The organism is Hydrogenophaga sp., from assembly GCF_030656115.1.
Classification (GTDB): domain Bacteria; phylum Pseudomonadota; class Gammaproteobacteria; order Burkholderiales; family Burkholderiaceae_C; genus Hydrogenophaga.
The window spans coordinates 1-4,446 of sequence record NZ_JAUSOO010000107.1; the positions used below are offsets into that span (position 1 = coordinate 1).

Sequence of the window (4,446 nt, forward strand, 5' to 3'; positions counted from 1 at the left end):
GCACGCCCAGGACACGTCTGTGCCCTGTACAACGGGCATCCCCCATTCGATTCAAAGGTAGTTCAAAGCAGTCCGCCGACTGTCGCGGGTGACTACGTCCGGCTTGATGCCGACACCAGATTTACGCGGAAACTGACAGCCGTCTACAAACAACACTTGCCGCATCGATCGCTTGCGAGCTGCCCACTTTTCCCGCATCATTTCACCCATGTCGCAGCACATTTCCCTGAACACCAACACCTCCACCGTGTGCATAAGCACCCGCTGGGGTGTGCTGCTGCGACCGCGACGCTAGCGGTCTTGCGTTCAGCCCACCTTGTCACCCAGTGAATCAACAAGGAGCCAGGGCAGAACACAAAGCACCGGCCGGGCTCCAACCAGGAGCCCAGCATGTTGAAATCCCAACAGGGAATCGCCCACGCACCCGATCAGGAGTTTCCGGCCTTTACCGAGCGTCAGCTTGTTGTTTTTGATGTCGACCGCAGCCGCTGCGTCACGGTCATCCTCCCAGTCACCGAGGAGATGGACCAGTTGGTCAAGCAGCGCGCTGAAGTCGCTCTTGAGCAAGAAACTGCCCATCGAGAGGAAAGGAAGGCTGCAATTCTGCGTGAAGAAGAGGCAACCAAAAACCTGTCCGAGTCCTACGCGTCCACCCTCCGAAAGTCCACGAACCCGTTTTCCATCCCCGACGAGCGTGACGCGCTCCAGGCCCAGTACGACCAACAGCGGCAAAGTCTGGTTGGCCCGCGCCAGGGATTTCTCAGCCAGGTCCAGGCCTACGCCTGGGACGAGCCCATCAAACTCCTCGAACAAGCTGCAGGTTCACCGGACAAGCAGATGCGCGAGCGGGACCAGGCACTGTTCTTGAAGCTGAAGGAGCGCGGTGCGTTTCGCAGCGTGGGCAACCGGTGCGCCGCCGATCGCGCGCTGGATGGGCTGCGTGCCCTGCGAAGCCAGCAACCGCACTTCGGGGAAGTGATCGACCTCATCCAAGGGCAGATCCTTTTGGCACAGGAACTGGACCAGCCGGTGCGCCTGCCGCCCATCTTGCTGGCCGGTGCGCCTGGTGTGGGCAAGACCCACTTCACGCTGGAGCTGGCTCGCACATTGGAACGACCCATCCATCGCCACAGTTTGGACTCGTCTGTCACCGGTGACGCCCTCATGGGTTCGGACAGGCACTGGGGCAACACCGAAACAGGCCTGGTCTTCAACGCGGTCTGCCTGAACGATCGCGCCGATCCCATCGTGCTCCTGGACGAGATCGACAAGACCACCGCCAACCGCAGCAGCAATCCCCTGGCGCCTTTGCACAGTTTGCTGGAGCCCGTGACGGCCACGGCGATCAAGGACATTTCTGCGGGTATCACGTTCGATGCCAGTCACGTGTTCTGGATCGCTACCGCCAACGACTTGCTGCATGTGCCCGCGCCGATCCAGTCCCGTTTCCGGATTTTTCAGATCCAGTCGCCGACAGCCGAACAGGCGATCGAGCTGGCGCAGACGGTGGCCGCAGCCGTACACACCCGTTTCACGGCTTTTGCTCCCCCCGACCGGCGCGTTGTCACCCCATTGGCGCATCTCACGCCGCGCGAGCAAATCCAGGCGCTGGAACAGGCCTATGCCCGAGCGCTGGTGAATGGGCGAAGACACCTGGTGCAGCGTGACCTGCCAGCAACCGTTCTGGACGGTGATGACACCGAACCAACGAACGACCGCTTTCTGCATTGACCTGAGAGCGAAGTAATCGGCCCGCCCGCGCCGCAACTCGTCCGAATGTCGTTCAAAAATATCCATGCAAATCAATCGCTTAGAGCGAACGACTTGAGAGGACGACCCATGCCATCAGCACCCATCGTGTTTCTGGACTTTGACGGGGTGACCCATCGCGAGGTCTGCAAGACGGAAAAACTGTTCACCTGCCTTCCCTTGATCGAGTCCGTATTGCGGCGCCATCCGTCTGTGGAGATCGTCATCAGCAGCTCCTGGCGTGAACACCATCCGCTGCAGGCGTTGCGGGGATTCTTCTGCGAGGACATGGCCGCGCGTGTGGTGGGCTGCACACCGATCACGCCCAGGCTCCCCGTGGAGCCTGCGGCCCAGCATGTGCGCGAAAGCGAATGCCGGGCCTGGCTGGCGACCCATCGCCCTGGGCATCCGTGGATAGCGATCGATGACGTGCCCTGGCTGTTCAGCCCGGGATGTCCTCACTTGATCCTGACCCAGCACGGGACCGGCTTCACCGCCACCGACGCCGCCCACCTTCAATCTGTTCTTGAAAGACCACCGCAATGAAAAACCCCAAAGAACTCAAGGCACTCTATCCCTACCAGTTTGCTGGACCCCAAATCAGCATGAGCTTCTCTCGCGGCTGGTTCAGCCTGTTTGCCCAGTTGTGCGCCGATATCGACCAGGAGCTGGGCGATGACAAGCGCGGCTTCCATTGGAGGCAAGTCAAAGAGAAGTTCGGGCAGGCGCGTGTCTGTTACCAGCTGGCCGAGGGCGCTGTCGACAGGGATCCGGATGTTGCAGAAAAGATCATGTCCATGAGGGTCCAAGACGAAGTGGCGAGCTCCAAGGTGTGCGCTCTTTGCGGTCGCCCCGGCATGATTGATCTCAAGCCTGGATGGATGCTGGCGCTGTGTGAAGAGCATCGCGCCCAGGCCGATGCCGGCACCCTGCCGTCCATCTGGTTCGAGGGGGACGAGCTGTGATGCCGCGCGACATGCTGGCGTTTGACCAGGAACACGCAGACCGCTTGAGAAAACTCTGGTTCCTGGGGGATGTGCACGGGGAGTTCCGCCACATTGGCCGATCCGTTGCAGACGCCAAGAAGGCCGGACAGCTCCCCAGCTGGTTGATCTTCCTGGGCGATGTGGAGATCGACGCTCGGAGCTTTAGGGAGATCCTGGCGCCTCTGCGACGGGAGTTTCCGGGTGTGATGGTTGCCTTCATCCACGGCAATCACGATGCGGACACGCACGAGAACTGGGCGTGTCTGCACGACTGCGGCGATGCCGTGGCTCTGCATGGACAGGTTGTTGAACTGGACGGCATTCGCGTGGCCGGGCTGGGCGGCAATTTCTTGGGGCGGGTGTGGGCACCGCCTTCAGCTGCGACGTTCACCAGCAAGGCCACGGCCATGAAGGACGGGCCGTATTGCTGGCGTGATGGCCAGAAGCCCAGCTCGAAACTGCATGGCGCGATCTACCCGGACGATGTGGCCACGCTGGCCAGACTGCGTGCGGACATTCTGATCACGCACGAGGCGCCATCTTGCCACCCGTATGGCTGGGAGGCTTTGGACCAGCTGGCGCGCGACATGCGGGTGGTTCGCAGTTTCCACGGGCACACCCACGATGACCTGAGTGATGCGTACGCCGCACAGCGCGATTCACTTGGGTTTGACGCGCGTGCGGTGAATTTTTGCTGCATCAAGAACGGGCTGGGCGAGCTGGTGTCCGAGCATGACAGGTCGAATTTTGAGTCCAAGGAGTTCTGAAATGACAATGCCTGATGAACGTGCCCGCGCCCTGCGCTTCGCCGGTGAAATGCTGCGCGAGCTCCAGCACAATCCTGACGTGCCCGAGGCCATCAGGCGCGAGGCCCGGGTGACGCTGCGCCATTACCCCAGCGCCCTCGACCTTCAAAGGATGATTCAAGATGTGGACCGCCTGACCAGGTCATCGGTTGGCATTCACTGGCTGGAGCCGGAAAGCCCTCCATGAAGCGCCTCATCCTGTCTGATCTGCATCTGGATTTCGGCCATCTTTGGCCATGAAAGTCACTGTTGAACTATGCCCGTGACGCTGTACGAGCAGGGTCTCCCCGTCAAGGCTCACCGGCCCCTCCATAAGTGGTCACTGACCCGGCTCGCGTTCTTTTGCAGCCCACGGTAATCAGCTCAGGCGACGGGGAAGTCAAGCGAGGTTCTCAAAATTGAACGATTCACAATGGATTCTTTGTTCAGTTTGAGTTGAGCCTAGTGAAGCCTTAGTCCGAAGCCATTCGAATCTTTTTCAGTCCTTCTAGCAGTGCGGATTCGTCGTTCAGACCTCCTGCCCCAACCAGCCGTGTGACGATCTCCCGTTCTACCGCCCACTGGTACAAATGCAATGAACGGTAGACCGGTAGTTGTCAAGCTATTTGTCGTCAAAAAGCACAAGCTCAATGAGTCTTTTTGAGCACATCCTCCTCGCTGGACTTGTCGGGGTTGAGGTGAACAATGTTCCGTCGTGACCAGTCTCGGGTATTCCTGGACCAGCGGCTCGGGTTGCGTCTTTGAGCGGCCTCATAGACCTCATGGCGGGCCTGCAAAAGAGCCCCATCCAACAGCGAATGGCGTTGATCTGGCGTCACGAAACCAATGCCGCTGTGGCGGTGCTCTTGGTTGTACCAATCCACCAGCTTACCCACCCAGCGCCGCGCCTGCAGCAGGTCAGCAAA

5 protein-coding genes and 1 pseudogene are annotated in these 4,446 nt (G+C 60.1%); 5 read left to right on the forward strand and 1 reads right to left on the reverse strand.

Translation table 11 applies throughout. From position 1 onward, the window contains the following. Positions 1–390 precede the first annotated feature (390 nt). The 5 genes from Q7J58_RS13580 to Q7J58_RS13600 all read left to right on the forward strand — a co-directional run bounded on the left by Q7J58_RS13580 (position 391) and on the right by Q7J58_RS13600 (position 3,728). Entirely contained in the window at positions 391–1,731 is a 1,341-nt protein-coding gene (locus Q7J58_RS13580; protein WP_304828911.1) for an AAA family ATPase, read from the forward strand. A gap of 108 nt (positions 1,732–1,839) precedes the next feature. Then, the gene (locus Q7J58_RS13585; RefSeq protein ID WP_304828914.1) at positions 1,840–2,295 is read left to right on the forward strand and encodes an HAD domain-containing protein; all 456 of its coding nucleotides are present in this window, start codon (positions 1,840–1,842) and stop codon (positions 2,293–2,295) included. Further along, on the forward strand, positions 2,292–2,714 hold the full coding sequence (locus Q7J58_RS13590; protein ID WP_304828917.1) for a hypothetical protein: 423 nt from the start codon (positions 2,292–2,294) through the stop codon (positions 2,712–2,714). The genes Q7J58_RS13585 and Q7J58_RS13590 overlap by 4 nt, the downstream gene beginning before the upstream one ends. After that, positions 2,714–3,502, forward strand: coding sequence for a metallophosphoesterase (locus tag Q7J58_RS13595; RefSeq protein ID WP_304828921.1), 789 nt, complete (start codon positions 2,714–2,716; stop codon positions 3,500–3,502). Before Q7J58_RS13590 ends, Q7J58_RS13595 begins: the two co-directional genes overlap by 1 nt. A 1-nt stretch (position 3,503) precedes the next feature. Further along, on the forward strand, positions 3,504–3,728 hold the full coding sequence (locus Q7J58_RS13600; protein WP_304828925.1) for a BPSL0761 family protein: 225 nt from the start codon (positions 3,504–3,506) through the stop codon (positions 3,726–3,728). A 439-nt stretch (positions 3,729–4,167) separates the two neighbouring features. Here the strand turns inward: Q7J58_RS13600 and Q7J58_RS13605 are convergent. Next, positions 4,168–4,446: pseudogene (locus Q7J58_RS13605) on the reverse strand (IS3 family transposase); the annotation flags it as partial.

What these genes read in the sequence shown, in the direction of transcription:
- Q7J58_RS13580 (WP_304828911.1), top strand. Translation starts at nt 391, where the DNA reads ATGTTGAAATCCCAACAGGGAATCGCCCACGCACCCGATCAGGAGTTT.
- Q7J58_RS13585 (WP_304828914.1), top strand. Translation starts at nt 1,840, where the DNA reads ATGCCATCAGCACCCATCGTGTTTCTGGACTTTGACGGGGTGACCCAT.
- Q7J58_RS13590 (WP_304828917.1), top strand. Translation starts at nt 2,292, where the DNA reads ATGAAAAACCCCAAAGAACTCAAGGCACTCTATCCCTACCAGTTTGCT.
- Q7J58_RS13595 (WP_304828921.1), top strand. Translation starts at nt 2,714, where the DNA reads ATGCCGCGCGACATGCTGGCGTTTGACCAGGAACACGCAGACCGCTTG.
- Q7J58_RS13600 (WP_304828925.1), top strand. Translation starts at nt 3,504, where the DNA reads ATGACAATGCCTGATGAACGTGCCCGCGCCCTGCGCTTCGCCGGTGAA.